We start from the raw sequence: 26,083 nt of genomic DNA, 5'->3' as shown, positions 1-26,083 counted from the left end.
GTTGCTGACGGATGGTGACGGTAGCTGCTGATACTTAGTGCTAATGAGCATTAGCGGAAGCCTAGAGGGGCGATTCCCCCTCTGCAACAGGTCTGATTAGGATCAGGGCTCCACCAGGAGCACCAGTGCTGCTATCGGTGGTTAGCGGACAGCGGCAGGAGAGGGGATCCGATGGGCCGGACCGGTTCGACGCGCTCGGAGGAGATCCTCACCGCCGCCCTCGAGCTGTTCACCCGTCTTGGCTATGAGGCGACCACGATGGCGGACATCGGTGCCGCGGTCGGGGTACGCGGACCCAGCCTGTACCGGCACGTGCCGTCCAAGCAGGACATCCTCGTCCGGATCATGACCCGGACGATGGAGGACCTGCTCAGAACGCACCGAAGCGCGCTCGCCGGGGTCGCGCCGGATGATCCGGTCGAACGACTTCGTCGAGCCACCGAGGCGCATGTGCGGTACCACGCCCGACACCGGCGGGAGGCGTTCGTCGGCAACCGGGAGATCCGCAGCCTCGTCCCCCCGCACCGGGAACGAGTGCTGACGCTGCGCTCCGAGTACGAGCGCTGCTTCCGCGACCTGATCGAGGTCGGCGTCCGGCTTGGCCGGTTTGACGCCGCCTCGGCCCGACTGGCCTCCTACGCCATCCTTGACCTGGGAATGGGCGTCGCCGTCTGGTTCCGGGAGGGCGGCGAGCCGGGCGAGGACGCGGTGGTCTGGCAGTACGGCCAGTTCGCGTTACGGCTGGTCGGCGTGCGATCTGGATGACTCCCAGCGGTGGGATGGGATACCAACGACGCGGAGCCTCTTTACTCCGGCGCGATCGTCCAGTCCGATCGCCACACCTGATCGACCCGACGGAGGAGCCCACCGTGGAGTTCCACGTGTACCTGCCGCAGATGCGCATGAGCCCGGCGACACTCGTCGAGCGCGCGCGAGTAGCGGAGGCCGCGGGCTTCGACGGCATCGCCGGGATGGATCATCTGGCCCCACCCCTGGCCGAGGACAAGCCCATGTTCAGCGCGACCGTCACCAACGCCTGGCTGGCCGCGCAGACCACGCGGCTCACTGTCGGCTCGCTGGTGCTGTGCGACGCCTTCCGCCACCCGATGGCGCTCTCCCAGGAGACGGTGAGCCTCGACCACTTCTCCGGTGGACGGTACGAACTCGGCATCGGCTGGGGTTCACGCGACAACGAATTCGTCACCTACGATGTGCGGCCGACGCAACCGCGGGCCAGGGTGCGCCGGCTGCGGGAGACCCTCGAGATCCTGCGTGCCCTGTGGACCGGTGACGTGGTCAACTACGACGGCGAGTTCTTCCAGCTGCACGATGCCCGCCAGGCCCCCACCCCGCTCGGGCACATTCCGATCACCATTGGTGGTGCCGGTCCGCGGACGATGGAGCTGGTGGCCGCCCACGCCGACTGGTGGAACGTGCACATCGGGATCCTCGACCGGCTCGACGAGATGCGCGCGCACGCCGGCAAGGCCCGGATCTCGCTCCAGCACTACGTCGCCTTCGTGCCGACCGAGGCCGACCGCGAGCGGGTGGAGCAGACCGCCGCCCGCCGGTTCGCGCGGCGAAGCACGGTCGTCGGCACCGCGACCGAGCTGATCGATTTCTTCGGCGCGCTGGGCGAGCGGGGCGTCGAACGGGTCTACACCTGGTTCTGCGACTTCGCGGACCCGGCCACCCTGGCCGCCTTCGGTGAGACCGTCATCCCCGCCCTGCGCTGACGTCTGCGCCGGCCTGCCGGCACTGGGGCGTCTCGTCCATCGGGGGCACGGTGATGTCGCTGGCCGTGGCCGCGAGCGACAGCCCGGTCGCATCGGTCTCGGCGCTGGTGACGTTCAGGTGGTACGGCAGATCACCCAGGGGGATGGGCAGCGAGGTCAGGACGCCGCTGAGGAAGCCGAGCGGGATCGTGATGTTCACCAGACCGCTCAGCGAGATCTGGCTGGGGATCAGCGTCACGAGGTTGTTGTGCACCGCGAAGGTGACGATTCCGGCGAGTTGCTGGGCGCCCAGCAAGGGTACGTCCGCCGACGCCGAGATCTCCAGGCGGCGCCCGCCGTCCACCGGGTTGATCCGGATTTTTCCTGGCTGCCCGGCCAGGTAGGCGTTCAGGTCGGCATAGGTGATACGCACGGCCGCCCGCATCCGGTCGACCGTGATGTCGCCCTCCCCACCGGTCGCCAGCTTGACGATCGGCACGTGCACGCCCTTCAGATGGACGTTGATCGCCTCGATCCGCGGGCCGGGCGTGGGCATCCCGGTCATGGTCAGGCCAAGGTCACTGAACCTGCCGGTGAGAACCTGGGTGAGGAACGGGAAACCGCCGATGCTGACGTCGCGCACCGTGGGCGGCGTGGTGCCGCACGGCATGTCCGCCACGGCACCGGAGCGGATCTGCGTGGCCATCTCATGCTCGGCCAGCTGGACACTGACCCGGTCGAGGACCACGAACTGCACGATCAGCGCGATCGGCAGCACGATCAGCAGCACGGTCCGCAGGCGTACAGGAGCCCGGCCGGCCATAGCACCACGTGCGGCGCCCCCGTCAGGAACCTCGATAGTGGGCGCCGCTCCACCGGACGGGTCGGCGGTGGAGCGGCGCCGGCCGAGCCCGGCAGCCAGGACAGCGAGCCGGCTCCGTCTGGTGTGAGCGACCACCGGGGCGACCTCGGCGTCACCGGCGTCACCGGCGACCGGATCGTCGTCATATCCCCACGGCGGTGGCGCGCCACTTCCGGTCGGCGGAGTCTCGCCATACCCCGACGCGCGCGTCTCGCCGTATTCCGACGGTGTGGAACCACTCCACCTCGGTGACCACGGCTCGGGAGGTTGACGCTGCTGATCCCTGTTGTCTCCCGGCGTAGGTGCCTGATCGGCATCCACGTCGCGCTTCCTCCAGGTCTCGCTTCCAGTGCCCCGCCCGTCGCTCATCGGATCATCTCCCGTCGCACGGTGCCCCGTCGTCCTGGCTGCCGCGACCTCGGTTGGCCGGCCAGAGTCCATACCACTGGAACGGTCGGACCGCCGGTGTGCCGCCACGCGTGCGCGCCTGGGCGGCACACGTCACATCCCGCGGTCCGGTGCAGGCTGCGCCGGTTGACAGGTAACCAGGGAGATGGTGGTGTCAGATGCCGCGTTCATGAACCCGTGAATGTCATGGGCACCCTACCGGAAGGACAGCAGCCGTGCCGCACGCGAAGCCGAGTGAGATCAGGTCCGGAGCCGATCGTTGGCCGGTCGCCGGGTTATCGTTCAAATCGGAGCAGTGGGGGGACATGGAAATCGGCCACACTGTGATCGATGCCCCGCTCGATTGCACGGACATGTACCGGGTCGGCGGCATGCCGGGCGGGGTCTGCATCTGTCCGCACTACGGCTACGTCTTCAGCGGGTCGATCCGCGCCGTCTATCCGAACACCGACTGGCCGGACGAGGAGGCGAAGGCCGGCGAGGTGTACTTCTTTCCCGCCGGACACGTTCTCATTTATCCGGGGCCGGCGGACATTCTTGAGCTGAACCCCGCCTCAGCGCTGGTGTCCTGCATGGACGCCATGCAGCGAGCAGCGGACCGGGGCGTGTTCAACGGCCAGGCCGAGCAGGAGAACGCACCGAGCTGACCGCGCCCGCCGGCCTCGGCCGGCCGGCACCACACGCCTGGCGTCCGCACGCCAGGCGTCACAGCACGACGACGTCACAGCACGACGACAGAGCGCAGCACGTCGCCGGTGTGCATCTTTGCGAATGCCGCCTCGACACCGTCCAGCGGGATCTCCTCGGTGACGAAGGCGTCGAGGTCGAGGCGACCTTGCTGGTAGAGGTCAATGAGCAGGGGAAAGTCACGGGACGGCAGGCAGTCGCCGTACCAGGACGACCTGAGCGCGCCGCCCCGGCCGAACACGTCCAGCAGAGGCAGTTCCAGGATCATGTCCGGGGTGGGCACACCGACGAGCACGACCGTGCCGGCGAGGTCGCGGGCGTAGAAGGCCTGCTTGTAGGTTTCGGGCCGGCCGACGGCCTCGATGACGACATCGGCGCCGAACCCGCCGGTGAGCTCCTGGATCGCGGCGACCGGGTCGGTCTCCTTCGCGTTCACCGTGTGGGTGGCGCCGAATCCCTTCGCCCATTCCAGCTTGCGCGGGTCGGTGTCCACCGCGATGATCTTCGACGCGCCGGCGAGTCGGGCACCGGCGATGGCGCCGTCACCAACCCCGCCACAGCCGATCACGGCGACCGAGTCGCCGCGGCCGACCCCGCCGGTGTTGATCGCCGCGCCAATGCCGGCCATCACCCCGCAGCCGAGCAGCCCGGCGGCCGCCGGGCGCGCCGCCGGGTCGACCTTGGTGCACTGGCCGGCGTGGACGAGGGTCTTCTCCACGAACGCACCGACGCCGAGTGCGGGGGCGAGCGGCGTGCCGTCGGTGAGTGTCATCGGCTGGGCGGCGTTGTGGGTGTTGAAGCAGTACCAGGGCCGCCCGCGCAGACAGGCCCGGCAGGTGCCGCAGACCGCCCGCCAGTTGAGGATGACGAAGTCGCCGGGCGCGACGTCGGTCACGCCGTCGCCGACGGTCTCGACGATGCCGGCCGCCTCATGGCCCAGCAGGAACGGGAAGTCGTCGTTGATGCCGCCCTCGCGGTAGTGCAGGTCGGTGTGGCACACCCCGCAGGTCTGCACCCGGACCACTGCCTCCCCGGGCCCGGGGTCTGGAACCTGAATCGTGGCCAGCTCGACCGGCGCGCCCTTGCTCCGGGCGATCACCCCACGAACCTCCTGCACCGCCGTCTCCTCTCACGCTGAGAGCACTTCGGGACCTGATTCCCATGCGCTCGCCCTCACCCTGCGCCATCGCGCGCCTGCGCCGCCAGTCAACCAACAGCGGTGGCGGTGGTCTCGGGCGGCGCCGGGGACCCGGCCGGTGCCCGGAGGGATTCGGTGACGGTGGCAAGCAGACCGAGGTGGGTGCCAGCCGCGGAGGCGAGCTCCGTCGCGGTCGCCACGTCCTTGGTGATGTAGCGGCCGGCGACGACCTGGAAACGATCCGAGGAGCCGGCCGCGCGGACCGCGCCGAGCACGTAGCTGTCGGCGCTGCAGTGGCTGATCGCCTCAAGGGCGCGGGCCGGATCGATCCCCAGGTCGCGGGCGATCCGTTCCGCTTCGGCGACCAGCGCGACCTGCGCGCCGAACAGCACGTTGTTGACGAGCTTCACCCGCTGGCCGTCGCCGAGCCCGCCCACGTGCAGAATCGGCGCCGCATACGTTGCGAGCACGGGGCGGACCCGCTCGAGCACGTCCGATTCGCCGCCGACCAGCAGGGTGATCTGGCTGGCGGCCGCATCCGCCGGGCCGCCGCTGAACCCGGCGTCGAGCACGGTGATGCCGCGGGAGTGACCGGCCTGGGCCAGCGCCGGCGGCGTCTCGGGGCGGCACGTCGTGTGGATCACCACGGTGCCGCCCGGGGGCAGTGTGGCGAGCAGCCCCTCGGCACCGCCGCACACCTCGCGCACCTGCGCATCGGTGAAGACACACACCACTGCCACATCAAGGCCGGCTCCGAGCTCGGCCAGCGACGGCGCGCTGGCAGCCCCGCATGCGGCCACCTCATGGGCCACGTCTGGCCGGCGGGCGTAGAACGACACCTCATGCCCGGCTCGGACCACTTGCTCGAGCATCGGCCGGCCCATACTGCCGACACCGACGAATCCGACCTTCACGCGCGCCCCCATTCGCTGGCGGTGCCCGGTGAGCCGCTATCCGCTCGACCCGAGCCCGCGCTGCGGCCCGGGTTGAGGCCAGGCCGACCCGACGCCGAGAAAAGACTCCGGCCTCATCCTGCTCTTGCCGCCCTGTCGCGGGAAAGTGGTTCAGACCGCCCGGGCAAACTCGGCACCCTGCTGGCTGGCACCCTGCTGGCTGGCGCGCAGGCGGCGGCGGGCGAGCAGCGCGTCGGCGATCGCGTCGGCGCGCTCCATGTCATCGAGGGTCGCCCGGGAGCGGCCGTCGACCTCGAGCAGCGCTGCCAGCAGCTCAGCGGACAGCCTCGTGCGCGCAGCCACTCGGGCCACGCTCGGGGGCAGGCTGCCCACGGCCCAGGCCGGCCGGACAGCGCACTCGACGGCAGCCCGCTGAGTGGGGAGCCGCTCGACGGACCGGGGGCGGCCCTCGGGTGCGGTCCGGGAATGCGGCTGGACAGCGAACCGATCACGCCCGGGCCTGTCACGCCCGGGCCTGTCACGCCCGAGCAGGTCACGCCCGAGCAGGCCACGAACTCCCATGACATCGAACATACATTCGATAATGCCGGCAGGAGATCGTGCTGTCAAGTGTCGCCGAACAGGTCGGGCGGTGGGCTACGGACACCATCCCACCGCACGACCGGCTTCTCCCGCGCGCGGGTGCCGCCCAGTCCTTCCCGCTCGCGCCGTGCTGCCTGGTCAGGACCTCCGTGCGGCTCCGGGAGCGGCCTGGGCGGCCGCAGTGGCGGTCAGGCTGGGGTCAGGGATCAGCTCGCCGACCGCGGTGGCCATCGGATGCAGTGGTCCCCAGACCCGCACGATGTCGGCGAGCAGTGCGGTGAGCGTCTCGGCCGCGGCGGCCCGCTGGCCGGCGCCAAGCTGCAGCAGACCGATCTGCCGGCGCAGCTCCAGGACCCGGGGGTCATCCGTGCCGAACATCCGCTCCTGGTCCGGCAGCAGAGCCCCAAGGCTCGCCAGGGCCCGCGCGACATCCCCGATCATGGCCCGACAGGTGGCCTCGCGGATGCGGACACTCAGCAGACGCTCGCTGTCTCGGTCGTCGCGACGGCTCAGATCGTCCACCAGTAGCTGGTAACTGAGTGCGGCCCGGCGGAAGTCACCGCCTTCGAACTGCACGTCAGCGAGTTCGATCCGCAGCGCCAACACCTGTGTGCCAGCCATCCCCGATGCCCGCGCGGCCAGGTCCACCGCTTCGGTAAGGATCCCGGCCGCCTGGCTGTGCCGGGCGGCGCGGGCCAGCGAGCGGGCCTCGTCCAGAGTCCGTCGCAGTTCCGCCCGACTGATCTCCTCCACAATTCCGCCGACCACAGCCGCGTCAGCGCTCGTCGCACCGTCCTCCCGCACCGACCCGGCGATGGGTTCGGTCGCGGCCGAGAGCCTGGATGTCGCCGGAGCCTCGGCGGCGGGGATGGGCGCGACCGCAGGGGACGAGACGACGGGCAGCGCGGCGATGGGTATGGACGCTGTGTGCGGATGGACGCGAGCCGTGATCCGGGCGTACATCCGGACCGGGTTGTACGGAGCGGAGTCGACCACTCCTGGCAGGGGGGCGAGGTCCGCTGCCGCGTGCGCCAGCACCTCGTACACCTCCTCGGCACCCGAGGGCCGCTCGTCCGGAGTCTTGCGCAGCAGGTCGGCGACGAGCGTGTCGAGTTCGCTGGGCACGCCGGCTCGTATCATCGCCACGCGCGCCGGAATCTCTTCCACCTGGCGGTGGATCACCGAGTAGGACGACGGGCCGCCGAACAGGCGCCGGCCGGTGAGCATCTCGAACAACGTCGCGCCGAGTGCGTAGAGGTCGGTGGCCGGAGTACTGAGCCCGGCGAGGACCTGTTCGGGCGCCATATTGGCGGGGCTGCCCAGATGCTGTCCGGCGACGGTGATCTTCGAGAGATCGGTCCGATCGAGGCCCACCGCAAGGCCGAAGTCGAGCACTTTCACCGTGCCATCCGGCTCGAGCATGAGATTCGCTGGTTTGAGATCGCGATGGACCAGCGAGGCCCGATGCGCGACGGCGAGAACCGAGGCGACCTGAGCGCCGATGGCAGCCGCCCAGCCGACCGGCAACGCCCCCTGTTCGGCGACCAGATCGGCGATGCTAAGGCCATGAATCCGCTGCATGACGAGGTATGGCCGCCCCTCGTGGCTTCCCGCGTCATACACAGGCGGAATACCAGGATGCACCAGCCGGGCGGTGATCCGCGACTCGCGAATGAATCGACGCGCGAGATCCTCATCGGGCTCGCCGCCTGGAAAGCGGACGAACCTGACCACGACCTCCCGGTCGAGTTTCACGTCCCGACCGGTCCAGACCTCGCCCATTCCGCCTTTGGCCAGCGGCAACGCATCCAGTTCGTACCGCCGGTCAATCAGCCGACGTTGAGTCATCACATCAGCCCCCACCCACAGATAGTCCGAGGGCATGGTCCCACGGAGGAACCGTGCCTGGCCGTCCCCAGTGCGCTCGATGTGCGTCCGATGTCCGACCACAACGTCTGTTTGACGACAGCGCCCGAGCGGAATCGCCCGCAGACGTTGCACGATCATTCCGGGAATCGGCTCGGTCCGGCCGAGTGGCCGAGTGGCCGTGCCGAATGTCAGCCGCGGCCGGCAGAGGCAGGCTGCCGCCTTCGGTCCGGGTGCGCATTGATGCTGCCAGCATCGCCAACGAGCCATTGGTCCCGTTCGACGAGCAGCTACCTGAAGTATGGGCACGGTTACGGCACACGGCTCATCGACGGGGTCATCCCCTGCGCCAGCGGACGCACGCAAACGACCTGTGGATCGCGGCCTGCGCCGTCCACTACGGAGCCCCCTGCTGACCCGCAGTACCCGTCATTTCGCTGATCTGCCCGGCCCGGCCGTCATCGGCGCCGAGCACTGACGGCTCCCCGCGCTGCCGTCCTGTCAAGAGGTCAGGGGCGTCGACGTTCCCCGCTCGGACGCCCCGAGCATCGGTTCGGTGGGCAGTTCATCGGTGTGGGTGACGATCGGACGGGTGACGCCACTAGGGTGACAGACGGAAGGTCCCGGTATGGGCCCGGATCCTGATATGCGAGCAGAGGAGCGCCGAAAATGATCAACGGCGAGCCACCGGAGTCCCCGAGCCCAGGCACCGAGAGCGCCCCGGCGTTGGCCAGCCCGCCAGCCCCCGTCGTGCCGGAGATCGGGAAGCTGGGAGCCGGGAAGTGGTGGACATCGCCGTCGGGCGAGCATCGCGCCGTTGACCTCAAGACCGATCAGCCGCACTCAGCCCGGATGTATGACTACTACCTCGGTGGCAAGGACCATTTCCGGGCCGACCGCGAGGCGGCCGAGCGGGCGCTGGCGAGTTTCCCGAACGCCCGCACCTCGGCCCGAGAGAATCGCGCCTTCCTGGTCCGCTCGATCCGCCATCTGGCGAGCACGGCCGGAATCCGCCAGTTCCTCGACATCGGCACCGGAATCCCCACCAGCCCGAACCTGCACGAGGTGGCCCAGGGAGTCGACCCGCGGGCGCGGGTCGTCTATGCCGACAACGACCCCATCGTGCTCACTCACGCCCGCGCGCTGCTGACCAGCGCTGCCGAGGGCGTGACCGCCTACCTCGACGTCGATCTGCATTCCCCCGAGAGCATCCTCGCCGCCCCGCAGCTGCGAGACACCCTCGACTTCAGCCAGCCGATCGCGCTGTCCGTTCTGGCGATACTGCATTTCTTTCCAGATGCCGACGACCCGTTCGCCCTGGTCGACGAGCTGGTGCGGGAACTACCCACGGGCAGTTACCTGACCATCACGCACGCCACCGCCGACTACGACGACGGCATGGAACGGCTCGCGGCCTCCTACCGGGCCAGCGGCATCCCGGCCCAGACCCGTTCCCGGGACGAGATCCTGCGCTTCTTCGACGGGCTGGAGGTCCTCGACCCCGGCCTGTGCACCGTGCACCGCTGGCGCCCCGACGCCGACGTCCGGAGCGACCTCACCGACGGCGAGGTCAGCTTCTACGGTGCCGTCGCGCGCAAGGCCTAGCGCCGCCTGCGGCGGAGGTCCGTCCGGTCTGTCCTTGTCAAACGTGCTCGTCCCGGTTCCGTGGAACCGGGACGAGCACGGGCGGCCTACCGAAGCGGCCCGCATCCCTCGCTCCGACACGCCGCCGTCTGGTGGCGCGACCAGGCTCATCGGCACCGATGGGCCTGACGTTCGTCCGCACTGTGTGGGACTTCTGACCGTCGTTCCACGCAGCGCGACGGTCCAGAGTTGGCCACCATGGACGGTTGTCAGCCACAGCTGGTGGACCGGCACGACGACACGGACAACCTGGACGACACGGACGACCTTGACGGGATAACACGATGACGACGACTCTCGACGCCGTCGGCCGGGACGGCGCGCTGCCGGAGCTGACCGGACCGGACCTCGACCGGCTGGTCGCCTACTGGAACGCGGCGAACTATCTGACGGTCGCCCAGATCTACCTCCTGGCGAATCCGCTGCTGCGCGAGCCGCTGATCCCCGAGCACATCAAGCCCCGCCTGCTCGGCCACTGGGGGACCTCGCCGGCGCTGAACCTCATCTACGCCCACCTGAACCGGTTGGTCTCCCTGACCGGCCAGGAGGCTCTCTACGTCGCCGGCCCCGGGCACGGCGGGCCGGCGCTCGTGGCCAACACCTACCTCGAGGGCACCTACTCGGAGATCTACCCGCAGGTGTCGGCGGACGAGGCGGGGTTGGTCCGGTTGGTCCGCCAGTTCTCCACCCCGGGGGGAATCCCAAGCCACGTCTCGGTACCGACCCCGGGGTCGATCCACGAGGGAGGCGAGCTCGGCTACGCGCTCGCGCACGCTTTCGGGGCGGCCTTCGACCATCCGGACCTGCTGGTCGCCGCCGTCGTCGGCGACGGCGAGGCCGAGACGGGCCCGCTGGAGGGCAGCTGGAAGGGCGTCTCCTTCCTCAACCCGGCCCGCGACGGGGCGGTCCTGCCGATCCTCAACCTCAATCAGTACAAGATCGCAAATCCAACCGTGCTCGGTCGGCGCAGCCGGGAACAGGTGAGCACCCTGCTCACCGGGCACGGCTACCAGGTGCTGTGGGTCGAAGGCGACGACGTGCCCGCCGTCCACCGGTACTTCGCCGACGCGCTCGCCACCGCACATCAGATGATCCGGCGGATCCAGGCCGAGGCCCGCGCCCCCGGCGCGACGATCCGCGAGACCCCGCGCTGGCCAGCGATCGTGCTGCGCACCCCGAAGGGCTGGACCGGCCCGCACGAGGTCGACGGTGTGCTCGTCGAGGGCACGTTCCGCGCCCACCAGGTTCCCCTCGCCGGCGTGCGCGACAATCCGGCCCATCTGGCCCAGCTGGACGCCTGGCTGCGCTCGTATCGACCCGAGGAACTGTTCGATGACGCCGGGCGACTCGTTCCCGACCTCGCGGCTCTCGCACCGCGCGGGCGGCTGCGGCTGGGCGCGACGACCTACGCCAACGGCGGCCTGCGCACCGTCCCGCTGACACTGCCGGACTGGCGGGCCTACGCGCTGCCGATCGACCCGGCCCGCCGCGGCGCCGACCCGTACGAGACGACCCGCCCGCTCGGCGAACTGCTCCGTGACATCTACCGCGACAACCCCACCACCTTTCGGGTCTTCAGCCCGGACGAGCTGACCAGCAACCGGCTCGGCGCGATCCTCGAGGTGACCGACCGCTGCATGGTCGCGCCGATCGACCCACGCGACGACCGCGTCTCGCCGGAGGGCCGGGCAATGGAGGTGCTGTCCGAACACCTGTGCGAAGGATGGTTGGAAGCCTACACCCTGACCGGCCGCCACGGGCTGTTCGCGACCTACGAGGCGTTCGCGATGGTGTCGGCGTCCATGCTGATCCAGCACGCGAAATGGCTCCAGGAGGGTGCCCGGCTGGCCTGGCGGGCGCCCGTCCCCAGCCTCAACGTGCTGCTGACCAGCACCTGCTGGCGCAACGACCACAACGGCTTCTCCCACCAGGGCCCTGGTCTCATCGACACCGCGGTGTCGCTGTCCGGCGAGGTGGTGCGGGTCTGGCTGCCGCCGGACGCCAACAGCCTGCTGTCCGTGGCCGACCACTGTCTGCGCAGCCGCGGCCACGTCAACCTGCTCGTCGCCGACAAGCAGCCGCACCTGCAGTACCTGACCACGGACGAGGCCGCCGAGCATGCGGCCCGCGGTGGCTCGGTCTGGGACTGGGCCGGCACCGAGACCCGCAACGGGCGCGATCCCGACATCGTGCTGGCCGGCATCGGCGACGTGCCCACCATGGAGATCCTCGCCGCCGCCGAGCTGCTGCGCCGGTTCGTGCCGAGCCTTACCGTCCGGGTGGTGAACATCATCGACCTGATGGCGCTGCTGCGGCCGGACCAGTATCCGCACGGCTTCTCCAGCCCGATGTTCCGTGCGCTGTTCACCAACGAGACCGACGTGGTCGTCGGCTTCCACGGTTACAGCCGCGCCGTCCACCAGTTGCTGCACGGGCGGACAGATCCGCAGCGCTTCCACGTGCGCGGCTTCATGGAGCAGGGCACGACGACGACGCCGTTCGACATGCTCGTGCGCAACAACGTCAGTCGGTACCACCTGGCCCGCCTTGCCGTGGAGTTCGCCCGCACGACGCACCCAGGCACCGACCGGCTCGTCACCTACTGCGAAGCCCAGCTCGAGCGGCACCACGCCCACGTCCGCGAACACTTCGAGGATCTCCCCGAGATCCGCGACTGGGTCTGGGGCGGCGACCAGACCGACTGACGGCGCGCCGCCGGGCTTCCGACGCGTAGCCGTGGGCCACGGGGCTGATCCCGTGGCCCACGGGATCAGCTCAGTCCGCGGAGCTACCGTCGGCGAGGTCGAGGACCTCGGTGATCTGACGACGCCGGGTCGGCGGCAGGGGCGTGGCGGCCAGGTCCGGGTAACCCACGCGCAAGATCATCTGGGGCATCCCGAACCCGCCGGTGGCCTCACGTACGAGAGTGCGGGTGGCCTCCAGATCGATTGCCTGGCCGAGCGGCGACGCGGCCACACCCGCCGCGGTCGCCATGACCAGCAGCCGGCCGAGCGCCCGCCCGGCGTGCAACCAGGCCGCCGGACCATCCCCGTCCGTGCCGAGGATGAGGACGCCGGGCCGCTCGACCCGGGGCTCCCGCAGCCGCTGGCCGGCCTCACCGACCACGTCGAAGTCACGCAGGGGGAATTCCGACTGACGCGGCGTATCGCTACCGATCACGGCGCCACGGGGAATCCCGTCGGTCGCCTCCGGGTCATCGCGGCTCCAGTGGAGCAGCTCCGCCCGATAGGCCGGGTCGTGCGTCTCGATCCAGTCGGCGTGGGCAAGCACCACTGACAGCTCCACCCGCGCGTCCGGCCGGGTCAACGACACCAGCCAGCAGCCCTCCGCCTCGGTCGCCCGGCGCAGCCCATGGATCAGCTCGACCGGCGGCTCGGCCGGGTCGAAGGGCCGCCGGTCGGTGTGCCGATGACGCATCGCGACGGCCAGCGCCACATCCCCCGACGCCGGCGGGCAGGAACCCACGACCCGCATCGCGGCCAGCCGGCCGGCCGCGATGTCCGGACCGTCCGGCAGTTCGTCGACACCCACCGCGACTCCGGCGGCGCGCAGGGCCAGCCAGGCGTTGAACAGCGCGGCGCCGCAGCTCATCACCAGCTGCCGATGGTCCGGGTCGGCCACCGGCGCGGCCCGGGCGAGGTCCGCCGACAGCTCCAGGACGTCGTCACGCAAGCGCCAGCGCCACGGCTGGGAATTGTGGATTGACGGAGCAAGGACCGCCGCCTCCACCGCCACCCGGGCCAGATCGCTGGACAGGACCGTCGTGTCCGTGACCATGTATTCGCTCCCCTCGCCGTCCGGCAGGCACACTCCGGTCAACCCGCCGCCAGGGCGGTCTGTTCGGACTACGTCAGTATCTCGATCCGTCCGCGACCGGTCTTCCTTCCATAAGGTGCCCATTCGAAGGACGATCGTCCCGTCGGGACGGGCTGCTCGCCCCATCCCGGAATGCATGGACGCCCGTGAGGTCGGGATCGCCAGAAAAGTGGCATCTCCGATGCACAGATTATGCGTCGTTCCCTCCGTCGCCACCGCATATTCCGTCCGAATCCGCAGATCGTAGGATCGTCGGCGGTACGAGAAAGTCGACGCGCCGGCGGGTCACCGTCACGGGATCATGGCCGCGGAAGGAGGCAGGTGGGCATGGGAACAGGCGCACGGGTGCCGGTGATCGCGCTGACCGGATACCTGGGAGCGGGTAAGACGACTGTGCTCAACCATCTGCTGGCCGCGCCCGGGGCACGGCTCGGGGTGGTGGTCAACGACTTCGGCGCGATCAACGTCGACGCCGCGCTGGTCACCGGACAGATCGACGAGCCAGCCTCGATCGCGGGCGGCTGCGTCTGCTGCCTACCGGACACCGACGGCCTGGACGAGGCGTTGGAGAAGCTCTCCCGGCCGCGGCTTCGACTCGACGCGGTGATCGTGGAGGCCAGCGGCGTGGCCGACCCGCCGAACCTGGCCCGGCTCATCCGCTTCAGCGCCGTGAAGCGAGTACGCCCCGGCGGCCTCATCGACGTCGTCGACGCGGCGGCCTACTTCGACACGGTGGACCGGGGTGGGCTGGCACCGGCCCGGTTCGTGTCCGCCTCACTTGTCCTGATCAACAAAACCGACCGGATCCCGCCGGCGCAGCGGGTCGCGACCATCGCGCGGATCACCGCCCGGATCCGAGCGAGCAATCCCCACGTCCAGGTCGTCACCACGAGCCAGGGCCGGCTCGACCCGGCCCTCGTCTTCGATGTGGCACATCCGTACGACCCTGTCGACGAGCTCCCGCTCGCAGCCCTGGCCAGGGAGGATCTCGCCAGCGGCTCAGCGTTCGACCGGGCTGGCCTCGGCCATGACCACAACGACCATGACCACGATGACCATGACCACGACGACCGCGCCGACGTGCATGGGCGGCATCCCCAGGTCAGCGCTGTGACCGTGACGGCGTCCGGTCCGGTCGACCCCGGCCGGCTGGTCGACCTGTTGGAGAGCCCGCCGACGAACGTCTACCGCCTCAAGGGCACCGTCACCGTGAGCACGGGCCACAGCCAGCGTGACCACGTGGTCAACCTGGTGGGACGGCAGATCCACATCGCGGCCAGACCCACCGGCGCCGGTACCCGCGGCCTGGTCGCCATCGGCACGGATCTCGACCAGGACGCCGTCCGCGCCCGTCTCGCGGCAGTACTCGAGCCCCTCGTCGATCGCCCGGACGCCGAGGGCGCCCGCCGGCTCGCGCGGTACCGACGCCTGGGCCATTGACCCGGTGACGTCGCCCTGAGCCCGAGGTATACAGGCAGGCCGACCGCGGACCGCAGCGACCAGGACTCAGAGCGATCCCGGCACCGGGTGAGCCCGAGCAGGCGGCCCCAGGCTCAGCCAGCCCGAGCTCAGCCGGAGGGGATCCGGACCGCAAAGACCTGTTCATGGTCCGCGGGCGTCCACATCCAGCCGGCCCCCAGCCGGGAGCCAGGCATCTCGGTCGCCCGCACGGCATAGGGCTCGTCGGGGTTGGTCATTCCCCAGCGCCGCGCGATTGTCTGCGCCTCGCCCCGGGCGGTCGCCATGGCCTGCTCCTCATCCCCGAATATGCCGATGAGCGCAAGCGCCGGATTTTCTATCACGCCGCACTCAATGCAGCCGACCTTACAGACCAGCCAGGTAGCCTCGCCGTTCACATGCATTCCCTTCGACCTCCCACCTTTTCGGGCAACCCGACACGCTGCGCACAATAGCACTTACGGCGGGCCGAAGAGGTCCACCGCGTTATGACCACAACCAGCGCTGGTAGGAGCCATTGTTGCAGGCCATGGTGTAGAGGGAACCACCCCCGTTGCTGTCCAGGCACTGGCCGGTTACCGCATTCACCAGGGTCACGGCATCGTGCACCGATGCGCCCACCTTCCACTGCTGGAGCGAGACTCCGCCGCACGCCCAGGTGGCGACGGCACCGTTGGCACCGCCGCCAAGGCACAGCCCCGTCGCCACATCGACCAAAGTGACGGTGCCATAGCCGAAGGGGTTCCACTTCTGGTAGTTCCCGCCGTTACAACTCATCGTGTAGGCCGAGCCAGCCGCATTGCTGTCGAGGCAGTAGCCGGTCGCCAGATCCACGAATGTGACCTGACCGGCGCCTGCCTGCGGCTGCGGCGCCGCGGGGGCGGGGGCTGGCGCTGGGGCGGGGGCTGGCGCGGGGGCTGCCGCGGGCTGCGGCGCCATGGGCACGGGAGCCGCCGCAGGCGCGTGGTGGGTCGGTGTCGCCGGGCGCGCGGTGCCGCGGGCCAGCGGCGCGGTGCCGGCCGGTGCGGGTGTGGCCGGGGTCCGTGTGGGGGTGGGGGTGGGGGAATGGGCGATCGAAGCGGTGGCGGTCGGCGTCAGCGTGACGGATGGGAGCGCCCCGTCCGCGTCGACCGGGGTACGGGTCCGATCGGGGGCGGCGGGGCCGCCGGCTTCCGGGGCAGATCCGGAGCCCTGGGCGGTAGGGGGGCGCGACGCGTTGCCAGCGGCCTTCGCGGCGACCAGGAACACCACGCCGACAAGCGCCAGATATCCCGCGGCAACAAGTCCTCGGACAATGGGCCGGCGGAGATATCCACCGCGCATTTCCGCGGCGGTTCGGCCGCCCGAGGAGTCCGGCCGAGCCCGTGGTGCCACATGCCTCTCGCCGTACCGCTCGCTCATGACGCCCAGCTCCTCCACACGGTCGCCCAGGTGAGCCCCCGCCGCGCCCGAGGCCAGGCGCTACCTGCACAAGGCAGCAGAATAATGGCGCGCGGCCGGGTACAACCGTGAGTTCGGCACGGGACACCAGCCCACGCCAGGCGCCCGTCGTCTCGGCCTTCGCGGCCACCAACGATGTTCGCCGCGGTTATGCGAGGCGCATCATCGCAGGTCAAAGTCCTCGTGCGACCAGATCGGCAGTTCTTCCCCGCCGGTCGAACCAACCTGCCACGGTCATGGCATCACGCGGAATACAGGTTCTGGTTCCAGAGTGATCTGCCGACAGCCACCAGAGGTTCGCCGGATGTACACCTTCGGGCTCGGCGCAGGGACGTTCTGCCACGGCGCCTCATCTCGTGGTCCCGCTGGTACGAGCTTGCGGCGGGGAGAAGAGGCCGTCGAGGATGACGTCGATGATTCGATCGATCGCCTCATGCGGGTCGCCGCCTGCCACCCCGGCCGTGGCGCCGGTGAGCGCATCGACGTCCGTCGCGGTGATCAGCATCTTCATGATCCACGCGAGATCGGCTGGTCTGACGTCGGGACGGATCAGGCCATCGGCCTGCGCCCGGTCAAAGGCAGGCGTCAGGATGGCGATGAGGTAGGTGGTGTACTGACGCTGCTCGGCGACCGGTAACTCCGCCATGAGGGTGACCAGCGGACGCATCGACACCTGCGTGGCCAACACCCATCGAAGCACTCCGCGGAAGTCACGACGCCCGTCCATCGTGGCGTCGACCGCGTCGTACAGTGCGTCCATGTACTCCGTCGCCACTGCGGCGGCAAGTGCATAACGATCAGGAAAATGACGGTAGACAGTTGCTCGGCCGAGTCCCGCACGGCGTGCGATCTCGTCCAACGGCACGAGGTCGGAACCATCCGCGAAGGCCTCGTCAGCGATGCGGAGAATGGCCTCCCGGTTGCGATGGGCATCGCGGCGCGTCGACCTTGTCGTGAGACGCTGCCGCCGTTGTGACATGTATCCCACACTACCCGCACAGCGGGGCCTGCGAGCCTCCGGCCCCGTACGCCGGATTTGGCGATCATCGATGTCGCCGCCCCGCGCAGAAATGCGGCAGGGTGCCCGCCAGCATATCTGGCGATAGTGAGATCGCCCACTACTTTCCAGTCTCACTTCAGCCCCCTACGCTCCTGCTTCGCAGGGCGGAAGGTCAACACGACCGAGTCGCTGGGCCGTTCCGCGACCGCGGTCATGTGATCCAAATGGAGGAGTCCGATGGTCACCTGCTGCCGGGACGCCTTTCCCCTGAATCTTTCTGGTCATCTCGACGGCACTTTCAGGCAGTCGAGCATGCTCCCGTTTTCTGCTTCCTGGTTCCGCCCAGCGCGGCCGGACGAGAACGGGCCGAGTCCTGGAGAACGGAACATCAGATGAGAACCCGAAAAATTGCGGCCGGCATCGTTGCCGCGGCTTTAACCATGGCGGCCACTGTTCTGGTCGGGGCACTCCCGTCCAGTGCCGAGGCGAGCCCAGGCCCCAGCGACGCGAGCGGATGTCCGTCACCGCGGTGGGTCGCGGCATGGGCCGCGAGCCCGACCGACGGCAAGGTCCCGTTCGACGCCTCGCTGGGTCTCCTCCCAAACCAGCTGAACAACCAGACCATTCGCATGGTCATCACGCCGCACCTGGGCGGATCCTCGATACGGGTTCACCTGAGCAACCGCTTCGGCTCCGCTCCGGTGACGTTCACGCACGTCACCATCGCGCCACAGGGCGAGGGCGCCGCCATCGGATCTCCGGTGACCGCGACCTTCGGCGGTGCCAGGTCGGTGATCGCGCCCAAGGGCCAGGACGTCGTCAGCGATCCGGTGGCGCTCACGTTCCAGGCTTTCACCCCGCTGTCGGTCAGCATCTACCTGGCCGGTTCCACCACCTCGGTCACCAAGCACTGGAACGCGAACGCGACCTCCTACTACGCAGGCGCGGGCTCCGGTGACCTGACGGCGCAGACCAGCGGGTCGGGCTTCTCGCACACGACGCTCAGCTGGCTGTACGTCGACGGTGTCGACGTGATCGCGGGCGCCCGGTCGGTCGTTGCCTTCGGCGACTCCATCACGGACGGCTTCGTCGGTGGCAGCATCGGCAGTATTCCCGCGGACAAGTCCGTGGCCGACAAGAACGGCCGCTACCCCGACGAACTTCAGCGCCGGGTGACCGCCGCGGGCCTGCCCATATCAGTCGTCAACGCGGGTATCGGATCAAACCAGCTCCTGGGCAGCCTCGGCCTCATGGACGGGCCCAGCGGGGTGTCCCGGTTCCAGTCGGATGCCCTGAGCATCCCCGCGGTCGCAGGAATTCTTGTGCTCGAGGGGATCAATGATTTGGGACTCGGCAACAAGGTGACTCCCCAGCAGCTGGAGAGCGGCTACACGCAGCTTGTCGAGAAGTCACACGCCGCGGGGCTGAAGGTCTGGCTCGGCACCATAACTCCCGCGTCCAACGCCCTCGTCGATGGAACCGCGACCGCCCCCAACAGCGAGAAATATCGGCAGGAGGTGAACACCTGGATCCGCGGCCAGCGTCTCGCTGACGGCGTCGTCGACTTCGATGCCGCCCTGCGCGACCCGGCCCAGCCATCGCGGCTGCTTGCGGCCTACGCCAGCCCGGACAAGCTGCACCCCAGCCTCGCCGGCTACCAGAAGATGGCGCAGACGGTGCCGCTCGACCTGCTGGCGGCAACCGACTGCACACCGGCCGCCGCCACTCAGTAATCCCGCGAGGTCGGCACCTCGCGGTCTCTCCTGGCCGGCGCGCTATCAGGCGAGGCTCATGGACGGCCCTCCCGCCAGCGCTCACCGGGGTCCCGAAAGACCGGCGGGCGCTTCTCGAAGGCGGCGGTAACGGCCTCGATCTGATGGGGGCTGCCGATCAGCGCGCTGCTCTCCTGCCGTTCGAGGGCCAACTGCTCGGCCGGGCTGCGCTGGGCGGCCCGGCTCAGCAGTCGTTTGCCGGCCCGGATCGCGTCCGGACTATTGGCCGCGATCCGGGCGGCAAGCTCCAGCGCGGCGGCACGGGGGTCGGCCGCCTGCCGGGTGGCCAGTCCAAGCCGCACCGCCTCCGCACCGGTCAGCCGGCGCCCGGTCCAGCACAGCTCCTTGGCCACGTCGGCCCCGACCAGCTGGGTGAGCGCGAGGGTCGCGCCCATGTCCGGCACCAGGCCCCACCGGATCTCCAGGACCGCGAGCGACGCGTCGGCCGCGACGATGCGCAGGTCGGCGCCGAGCGCGAGCTGCAGGCCACCGCCGAGGCACGGCCCGTGAATCGCGGCGATCACTGGAATCTCCAGGTCCGACCAGGATGCGACCGCCCGCTGGCCGAGGTTGAGGCCCCGGCCGGCGGCGCGCACGCCATCCGCCAGTGCCGCACTGGCCGCGCGGTCGCCCGCCATCGTCTCGAAGGCCGCGAAGTCGAGGCCGGCGCAGAAGCCCCGGCCCTCCCCCGACAGCACGACGGCCCGCACGGCGGGCTGCTCGCCGAGGCTTCCGCACGTGTCGACGAGGGCCTGGAACATCGGCCCGTCGAGTGCGTTGAGCTTCTCCGGCCGGTTCAGCCGGACATCGGCGACCCCGTCCCGGACCTCGACCCTCACCCGTTCGGCCATGAACCGTCCCCTCGTCGACGACACCACCGACGCCACTATCGACCAGACCAATATCGACCAGACGGACGCTGTGAGTCACTTTCTGGCGATCGACCACGCGAGCCTGGCCGGATCGCGCTGGAGGAGACGCCGAGCCGGTTCCCGCCCCAGATCCGCACGACGAGATGATCACGATCGGTGCCTGGTGGGACTACGTCGACCAGGTCGTCCAGTGCGCACGAACGGACCCCGCGGAGGCCGCCGCTTCGGCACGACCCGCGGCGACGCCCGGTCGCCCCTGTCCCGCCGCGAGGCCCTCAAGCACCTGGGCTGACCTGAACGCCTTGGTCCTGTTCCGCCGCTTTGACCTGGACGCCTTGGCCCTGTTCCGACGCTTTGACCTGGACGTTTGCATCGGCCGGATGTTTTCCCCCGATTACCCCGACAGAAGCGAGAATTCCGGGCAGATCCGAGCTCCGCCTGCTACGATCCTTTCACGGTGAACTCTTCGGTGGGAATCGGATGGGAATCGGACGGGAATCGTCGCATGCACCGGTGGAACCTACGCGGATATACCCTGGTCGCCGTGATGGCGATGGGATTCTCCGGCCTCTCCATGATGGGGGCCACGACTGCGTCCGCGAGCACACCCGGCACCTACGTGGCCCTGGGCGACTCCTATTCGTCCGGCGAGGCCAATCCGCCGTTCGATCATGGCACCGCGAATATTCTCGATGAGTGCGACCGTAGCTCGCAGTCCTGGCCGCGCCTGGTCGGCGTCGGTAGCTCCGGCGGCGGCATGACCGCTAGTGATCATGTCGCCTGCGCCGGCGCCGTGGTCGATGATCTCCTGTCGGTCGGCCAGTATCCCGTCGGGCCCGATTCCACCCCCCAGGTGACTCGGCTCGCACAGATCAACAAGAGGACGCCCGTCGGCCTGGTGACCGTCACCATCGGCGGAAACGACGCCGGGTTCGGCCCTGTCCTCGCCAGCTGCGTCCTGATCACTTGCCTACAACACCCGGAACGGCAGGAAAAAACGATCGACGGCGTGGTCGACCGTATTCGGCGTGAGGTGATTCCCGCCATCCGGCGGGCGGCTCCACGGGCCCGCGCAGTCGTGGTCGGCTATCCACGGATCTTTCCCCGGAACTACTCGGACCTGGCAGCATGCAGCTGGTGGTTGAAACCTGACGAGCTCGTCCACCTGAATCAGATACAGGACTACCTTGATCGCCGCCTTCGAAGTGCCGCGATCGCCGGCGGCGCGCGTTTCATTTCCGTGGCGGACGCGCTGAAAGGCCACGAACTGTGCACCCGTGATTCCTGGGTCGCTCCGGTTGTCCAGGTCCAGTTCAAACCGAGCATCGGGTTCCTGAGTCTGCGTCAGAACGGGCACCCGCTGCCGCGGGGCCAGCAGGCGATCGCCGCCATCGTGGGTACCCTCGCCGGCACCCCGCTGAAGCCTCCCCCGGCCGCTCGCGAGGCTCCGACGTCCTGACGACCGTCCGACCGGCGGCCGTCCGGCTCACCATGCCGAGAAGTCCGCCGATCTCCGGCATCTCCGGCATCTCCGGCACCTCCGGCGGCCGGGGGGTGGCGGTCATCGAAGCGCACCTGCCATCCGCCGGGAGTACGGTCGAGGGTTCCGTAGACTACGGGCGTACTGTCACCGGCCGATGAGGGCGTCCGCCGTGCGCGCACTGTTGCTTGAGAATGTCCATCCCGATGCCACAGCGATCCTGACGGCTGCCGGCGTGAGCGTCGAGACCATCGACCGCGCGCTCGATGAGCAGGCGCTGGTCAAGGCCCTGACGGGGGTGCAGTTGCTCGGGATCCGGTCGAAGACCGAGGTCACCGAGGCGGTGCTCGAGGAGGCCTCCGACCTGCTCACGGTCGGTGCGTTCTGCATCGGCACGAACCAGATCGATCTCGGCGCCGCCGGCGACCGGGGCGTCGCTGTGTTCAACGCGCCGTTCTCCAACACCCGCAGCGTCGTGGAGCTGGCGGTCGCCGAGATCATCGCGATGACCCGGCGGCTGACCGAGAAGAACACCGGCATGCACGCCGGCCTCTGGGACAAGTCGGCCGAGGCGGCCCACGAGGTCCGCGGCCGGCGGCTGGGCATCGTCGGCTACGGCAACATCGGCGCGCAGCTCTCGGTGCTGGCCGAGGCGCTGGGAATGAGCGTTTACTACTACGACACCGCCGACAAGCTGGCGCTCGGCAACGCGCGGCGCTGTGCGACCCTCGCCGAGCTGCTCGCTACGGTCGACGTCGTCACCCTGCACGTCGACGGGCGCCAGGGCAACCTCGGGATGTTCGGCGACGAGCAGTTCGCCCAGATGCAGCCTGGGAGTCTGTTCCTCAACCTGTCCCGCGGATTCGTGGTGGACCATCACGCGCTGCGCACGCACATCGAGTCCGGTCGCCTGGCCGGCGCGGCGGTCGACGTCTTCCCGCAGGAGCCGGCCGGGCGGGGCGACGAGTTCCGCTCCGAGCTGCGCGGGCTGCCCAACGTCATCCTCACCCCGCACATCGGCGGCTCGACCGAGGAGGCCCAGCAGGACATCGGCCACTATGTCGCGGGCAAGCTGCGGGACTACGCCCACGACGGCAACACGACGATGAGCGTCAACCTGCCGCACCTGTCCCTGGCGCCCCGCCCCGGCGGCCGCCGCATCGCTCATGTGCACCGCAACGTCCCCGGCGTCCTCGCCAAGATCAACAGCCTGCTCGCCGAGCACAAGGTCAACATCGAGGGCCAGCTCCTCGACACCCGCGGCGAGTTCGGCTACGCCCTGACCGACATCACCGTCGACTACCCGCCCGCGCTGCTCGACTCACTCGCCGCCATGCCCGAGACCGTCCGCGTCCGCCTGCTCGGCTGACGTCACCTCCGTTGTCCCGCTCCCATCGCCGCGGGGTCCGCCGCTGGGCGGCACGGCGGATACCCCGCGACCACCAGCGAAGATGGGACCTGTGAGAGTCGAACGTACCGATCTTGCCGGGGCGATGCGGGCAGCGGGCCTGGAGGTTCACGACGATCGCGGGACGGTGGCGATGTACGCCACCGACGCCTCGCTCTACCGGGTCCCGCCGCTGGCCGTCGTGCGTCCCCGCCATGTCGACGACGTGGCGCGGGCCTTCGAGCTCGCCACCGAGCACGGGGTGGGCTTCACCGCCCGCGGCGGCGGCACCTCCATCGCGGGCAACGCGATCGGCCGGGGGGTGGTGCTCGACTTCAGCCGGTACCTGAACCGGGTGCTCGAGGTGGACGCCGACACCCGCACCGCGGTGGTCGAGCCTGGCACCGTGCACGCGGATCTGCAGAAGGTCGTGCTGCCGCTCGGTCTGCGGTTCGGCCCCGACCCCTCCAGCCACTCCCGGTGCACGATCGGCGGGATGATCGGCAACAACGCGTGCGGCAGCCGCGCGCTGAGCTACGGACGGACCAGCGACAACGTGGTCGCTATGACCCACCTGCTGGCGTCCGGCGACACGCTGCGCACCGGCTACGACACGTCAGGTTCCCCGACCGTCCTGGGCCCCGAGCGCCTACTGGCCGAGCTGCGCGCCGCCGCCGGGCGTCATCTCGCCGCGGCGCGCACCGAGTTCGACACCTTCGGCCGCCAGGTGAGCGGGTACGCCGTCCAGCATCTGCTACCCGAACGGTTCGATGTGGGGCAGGCGCTCGTCGGGTCCGAGGGCACGCTCGGCATCCTCACCCAGGCCACCGTGCGCCTCGTGCGGGACCCCGCGCACCGGGTCCTGGTGGCGATCGGCTTCGAGGACATCGTGCGCGCCGGGCACGCGGCCCCGACGGTCGTGACGTTCGGGCCGACGGCCTGCGAGGGGATGGACCAGCGGCTGATTGACGTCCTGCGCTCGCGACGCGGCGACGGCGCGATCCCGCCGTTGCCGCGCGGCGGCGCCTGGCTGTTCGTGGAGATCGCCGGCGACGACCGGGTCGAGGTGCTGGACCGGGCCACCGCGCTCGCCGGCGCCGATCTCGGGACCGAGACCCGCATCGTCACGGACGCGGCTGAGCAGGCCCGCCTGTGGCGGATCCGCGAGGACGGCGCGGGCCTCGCCGGCCGGGCACCCTCGGGGCGACCGGCCTGGCCCGGTCTTGAGGACGCCGCGGTGCCGCCGGCCCGCCTCGGGGACTACCTCGCACGCTTCGACGAGCTGGTGGCCGAGTACGGGATGACGTCCGCGCCGTACGGCCATTTCGGCGATGGCTGCATGCACGTGCGCCTCGACTTTCCGCTCGACCGCCCGGACGGCCTGACGGTGCTGCGCCGGTTCCTGACGGCGGCCGCCGGGCTGGTGGCGGAGTTCGGCGGATCGATCTCGGGCGAGCACGGGGACGGCCGGGCCCGCGGCGAGCTGCTCGCCCGGATGTACTCCGCCGACGCCATCGCGCTGTTCGGCGAGGTCAAGCACGCCTTCGACCCGGCGAACCGGCTCAACCCCGGGGTGCTCGTCGACCCGGATCCCTTCGACGCCGATGTGCGGATGAGCGGGGTGACCTACCGCCGGGACCTCGCGTTCGCCTACCCGCACGACGGCGGTGATCTCGCCCAGGCGCTGCACCGCTGCACCGGGGTGGGCCGCTGCCGCGCGGACAACTCGGGTGCTGGTGGCGTGATGTGCCCGTCGTACCTCGCCACCCGCGAGGAGAAGGACTCGACCCGCGGCCGGGCCCGGGTGCTGCAGGACGTCGTGCGCGGCGACCTGGACTGGCGTGCCCCCGCGGTGCTCGACGTCCTCGACCTGTGCCTGTCCTGCAAGGGCTGCGCCGCCGACTGCCCGACCGGCGTCGACATGGCGACCTACAAGTCCGAGGCGCTGCACCAGCGCTACCGGCACCGGCCGCGGCCGCGCTCCCACTACAGCCTCGGCCAGCTACCACGGTGGGCGCGGCTCGCCAGCCGGGCCCCGCGGCTCGCGAACCTGCTGGCGAACGCCCCTGGCCTACGGGCGGTCGGGCTCTCCCTCGCCGGGGTGGACCGGCGGCGCTCGATTCCCCCCTTCGCACCGACCCCGTTCCGCCGCTGGTGGGAGGCGCAGACCGGGGGGGCCGAGAAGCCCGGACCGGCTGCGGGGCAGGCCGCTGCCCGGACGCCGGTACTGCTGTTCGTCGACTCCTTCTCCGAGTCGTTCTCCCCTGCCGCCGCAGCGGCGACCGTCCGCGTGTTGCGCGCGGCGGGCTACGAGCCTCGGCTGCCGACGTCGGGTACCTGCTGCGGTCTCACCTGGATCACCACCGGCCAACTGGACGCGGCTCGACGCATCCTCGGCCGGACGGTCGCCGAGCTCGCCGCAGCCGTCCGCGAGGGCATCGGTGTCGTCGGCATCGAACCGTCCTGCACCGCGGTGCTGCGCTCCGACGCCGTCGAACTGCTTGGCGGCACCGACCAGGCGCAGGACGCGCGTCTCGTGGCAGACGCCACGCGTACCCTGGCCGAGTTGCTGAGCAGCACCGAGCACTGGACGCCGCCCGATCTGACGGGCACCACCATTGTGGCTCAGCCCCACTGCCACCACCATGCGGTGCTCGGCTGGGCGGCGGACAAGGCTCTGCTTGAACGCACCGGCGCGACCGTCACGACGCTTCCCGGCTGCTGCGGACTCGCCGGCAACTTCGGCGTCGAGATCGGGCACTACGAGGTGTCGGTGAACGTCGCGCGCCAGCATCTGCTGCCGGCCCTGGACGCCGCCCCGGACGCCATCGTGCTCGCGGACGGGTTCTCCTGCCGCACCCAGATCGCTGACCTGCGCGACCGCTCCGCCGTCCACCTGGCCGAGTTGCTCTCCCGGGCCTGCTGACCACGGCACCCCCAGCTGCGGGATGATGGCGATTTTCTGGTAGTTTGCCCGCCGCGGTCGAGACCACCCACTCTCCGCCCTCGCCACGTCCCTGA

At 70.0% G+C, this 26,083-nt stretch carries 20 protein-coding genes; 10 read left to right on the top strand and 10 right to left on the bottom strand.

The annotated features are described in order from the left end of the window. Positions 1–171 precede the first annotated feature (171 nt). Both MXD95_RS02785 and MXD95_RS02780 read left to right on the top strand, forming a co-directional pair. On the top strand, positions 172–765 hold the full coding sequence (locus tag MXD95_RS02785; protein WP_250638914.1) for a TetR/AcrR family transcriptional regulator: 594 nt from the start codon (positions 172–174) through the stop codon (positions 763–765). 104 nt (positions 766–869) lie between these two features. Beyond that, entirely contained in the window at positions 870–1,736 is an 867-nt protein-coding gene (locus tag MXD95_RS02780; RefSeq protein ID WP_250638913.1) for an LLM class flavin-dependent oxidoreductase, read from the top strand. Here MXD95_RS02780 and MXD95_RS02775 read toward each other — a convergent pair. Then, positions 1,717–2,673, bottom strand: a complete 957-nt coding sequence (locus MXD95_RS02775) for an LmeA family phospholipid-binding protein (RefSeq protein WP_250638912.1) — start codon at positions 2,671–2,673, stop codon at positions 1,717–1,719. The genes MXD95_RS02780 and MXD95_RS02775 overlap by 20 nt on opposite strands. Before the next feature lie 617 nt (positions 2,674–3,290). On the opposite strand from MXD95_RS02775, the gene MXD95_RS02770 reads away from it, so the two are divergent. Next, the gene (locus MXD95_RS02770) at positions 3,291–3,632 is read left to right on the top strand and encodes a cupin domain-containing protein (protein WP_250638911.1); all 342 of its coding nucleotides are present in this window, start codon (positions 3,291–3,293) and stop codon (positions 3,630–3,632) included. 74 nt (positions 3,633–3,706) lie between these two features. Here the strand turns inward: MXD95_RS02770 and MXD95_RS02765 are convergent, their stop codons facing one another. The 4 genes from MXD95_RS02765 to MXD95_RS02750 all read right to left on the bottom strand — a co-directional run bounded on the left by MXD95_RS02765 (position 3,707) and on the right by MXD95_RS02750 (position 8,154). Beyond that, positions 3,707–4,789 carry an S-(hydroxymethyl)mycothiol dehydrogenase gene (locus tag MXD95_RS02765; RefSeq protein ID WP_250638910.1) on the bottom strand — a complete coding sequence of 361 codons (1,083 nt, stop codon included), beginning with the start codon at positions 4,787–4,789 and terminating at the stop codon, positions 3,707–3,709. A gap of 89 nt (positions 4,790–4,878) precedes the next feature. Then, positions 4,879–5,736, bottom strand: coding sequence for an NAD(P)-dependent oxidoreductase (locus MXD95_RS02760; RefSeq protein WP_285223493.1), 858 nt, complete (start codon positions 5,734–5,736; stop codon positions 4,879–4,881). A gap of 138 nt (positions 5,737–5,874) precedes the next feature. Further along, a complete protein-coding gene (locus tag MXD95_RS02755; RefSeq protein ID WP_250638908.1) occupies positions 5,875–6,066 on the bottom strand; it encodes a hypothetical protein in 192 nt (63 codons plus the stop codon). A gap of 378 nt (positions 6,067–6,444) precedes the next feature. Next, a complete protein-coding gene (locus MXD95_RS02750) occupies positions 6,445–8,154 on the bottom strand; it encodes a serine/threonine-protein kinase (RefSeq protein WP_250638907.1) in 1,710 nt (569 codons plus the stop codon). Positions 8,155–8,841: 687 nt separating this feature from the next. Between MXD95_RS02750 and MXD95_RS02745 the strand changes: the two genes are divergently transcribed. Then, positions 8,842–9,777 (top strand): SAM-dependent methyltransferase, encoded by a 936-nt coding sequence (locus MXD95_RS02745; protein ID WP_250638906.1) that lies wholly within the window; start codon positions 8,842–8,844, stop codon positions 9,775–9,777. 323 nt (positions 9,778–10,100) lie between these two features. Continuing rightward, entirely contained in the window at positions 10,101–12,521 is a 2,421-nt protein-coding gene (locus MXD95_RS02740) for a phosphoketolase family protein (protein ID WP_250638905.1), read from the top strand. Positions 12,522–12,591: 70 nt separating this feature from the next. On the opposite strand, the gene MXD95_RS02735 is transcribed toward MXD95_RS02740, so the two are convergent. After that, entirely contained in the window at positions 12,592–13,614 is a 1,023-nt protein-coding gene (locus MXD95_RS02735) for an Acg family FMN-binding oxidoreductase (protein ID WP_250638904.1), read from the bottom strand. A gap of 366 nt (positions 13,615–13,980) precedes the next feature. Here MXD95_RS02735 and MXD95_RS02730 point away from each other — a divergent pair, with 366 nt between their 5' ends. Beyond that, on the top strand, positions 13,981–15,093 hold the full coding sequence (locus MXD95_RS02730) for a CobW family GTP-binding protein (protein ID WP_250638903.1): 1,113 nt from the start codon (positions 13,981–13,983) through the stop codon (positions 15,091–15,093). 128 nt (positions 15,094–15,221) lie between these two features. Here MXD95_RS02730 and MXD95_RS02725 read toward each other — a convergent pair whose 3' ends face one another. From MXD95_RS02725 to MXD95_RS02715, 3 genes are all read right to left on the bottom strand, one after another. Then, positions 15,222–15,509, bottom strand: a complete 288-nt coding sequence (locus MXD95_RS02725) for a hypothetical protein (RefSeq protein WP_250638902.1) — start codon at positions 15,507–15,509, stop codon at positions 15,222–15,224. 88 nt (positions 15,510–15,597) lie between these two features. Beyond that, positions 15,598–16,512, bottom strand: coding sequence for an RICIN domain-containing protein (locus MXD95_RS02720; RefSeq protein WP_250638901.1), 915 nt, complete (start codon positions 16,510–16,512; stop codon positions 15,598–15,600). Positions 16,513–16,900: 388 nt separating this feature from the next. Further along, the gene (locus MXD95_RS02715; RefSeq protein ID WP_250638900.1) at positions 16,901–17,686 is read right to left on the bottom strand and encodes a TetR/AcrR family transcriptional regulator; all 786 of its coding nucleotides are present in this window, start codon (positions 17,684–17,686) and stop codon (positions 16,901–16,903) included. Between the two features lie 305 nt (positions 17,687–17,991). On the opposite strand from MXD95_RS02715, the gene MXD95_RS02710 reads away from it, so the two are divergent. After that, positions 17,992–19,284 (top strand): GDSL-type esterase/lipase family protein, encoded by a 1,293-nt coding sequence (locus MXD95_RS02710; protein ID WP_250638899.1) that lies wholly within the window; start codon positions 17,992–17,994, stop codon positions 19,282–19,284. Between the two features lie 56 nt (positions 19,285–19,340). Here the strand turns inward: MXD95_RS02710 and MXD95_RS02705 are convergent, their stop codons facing one another. After that, on the bottom strand, positions 19,341–20,174 hold the full coding sequence (locus MXD95_RS02705; protein WP_250638898.1) for a crotonase/enoyl-CoA hydratase family protein: 834 nt from the start codon (positions 20,172–20,174) through the stop codon (positions 19,341–19,343). Between the two features lie 526 nt (positions 20,175–20,700). On the opposite strand from MXD95_RS02705, the gene MXD95_RS02700 reads away from it, so the two are divergent. From MXD95_RS02700 to MXD95_RS02690, 3 genes are all read left to right on the top strand, one after another. Then, entirely contained in the window at positions 20,701–21,654 is a 954-nt protein-coding gene (locus MXD95_RS02700; protein WP_250638897.1) for an SGNH/GDSL hydrolase family protein, read from the top strand. A 178-nt stretch (positions 21,655–21,832) separates the two neighbouring features. Then, positions 21,833–23,044 (top strand): phosphoglycerate dehydrogenase, encoded by a 1,212-nt coding sequence (gene serA / locus MXD95_RS02695; protein WP_251077683.1) that lies wholly within the window; start codon positions 21,833–21,835, stop codon positions 23,042–23,044. 91 nt (positions 23,045–23,135) lie between these two features. Continuing rightward, the gene (locus MXD95_RS02690) at positions 23,136–25,988 is read left to right on the top strand and encodes an FAD-binding and (Fe-S)-binding domain-containing protein (protein ID WP_250638895.1); all 2,853 of its coding nucleotides are present in this window, start codon (positions 23,136–23,138) and stop codon (positions 25,986–25,988) included. Positions 25,989–26,083 lie beyond the last annotated feature (95 nt).

Source organism: Frankia sp. AiPa1 (genome assembly GCF_023243075.1).
Lineage (GTDB): Bacteria > Actinomycetota > Actinomycetes > Frankiales > Frankiaceae > Frankia.
This window is presented reverse-complemented; position numbering and strand designations above follow the sequence as displayed.